2 protein-coding genes are annotated in these 714 nt (G+C 44.7%); both read left to right on the top strand.

The genetic code is table 11. From position 1 onward, the window contains the following. A partial coding sequence (locus A3735_RS02610) for a ubiquinone/menaquinone biosynthesis methyltransferase (RefSeq protein WP_156499352.1) occupies window positions 1-436 on the top strand: 436 nt, incomplete at its 5' end. A gap of 10 nt (window positions 437-446) precedes the next feature. Further along, on the top strand, window positions 447-714 hold a 268-nt coding region (locus A3735_RS02605; protein ID WP_156499351.1), incomplete at its 3' end, for a hypothetical protein.

Raw genomic sequence — 714 nt, 5'->3', positions numbered from 1 at the left:
TTTACTAGACAGAGGCTACGGCAGCAACATCGATTTTGTTCAAGCCAACGCCGAAACACTCCCTTTTCCAGACAACTATTTTAATTGTGTCAGCATCGCCTTTGGCCTTAGAAATGTGACAGATAAAGACAAGGCACTAGCCTCAATGGCACGCGTATTAAAACCAGGCGGCAGACTATTGGTTCTTGAGTTTTCCAAGCCAAAGAATGACCTGCTCAGTAAAGTTTACGACCAGTACTCTTTCAAGGCTCTGCCTTTAATGGGGCGTTTGATCACCAATGATAGTGAAAGCTATCAATACTTGGCAGAGTCTATTCGCATGCACCCTGACCAGGAAACCTTAAAAGGTATGATGGAAAACGCAGGCTTTGCCAATTGTCGTTATCACAACATGAGCGGCGGCATTGTTGCTCTACATACGGGTATAAAACCTTAAGATGAGCCTTATGGACACTAAGCGGCTAACTAAAATTGCAGTTACTATTGAAAGTGCAATCAATACAGCTCTTTCAATGGACCCTGCGGCTCAGAAACATTTAAAACGCCTTAGAGACTGTGTGCTAGCCATTAGTGTCAGTTCCCCTAGCAAAGTTATCTATGTGGGCGTTGAAGAGCAAAACGAAGCCCAAAGTAACGAGTCAGACGATAACACCCAAGTGGTTTATCGAGTTGCCATACTCCCCGCTCAGGACCATTCCAGCGTTCAGATCAAAG

This window comes from Oleiphilus sp. HI0061 (genome assembly GCF_001635675.1).
This window is presented reverse-complemented; position numbering and strand designations above follow the sequence as displayed.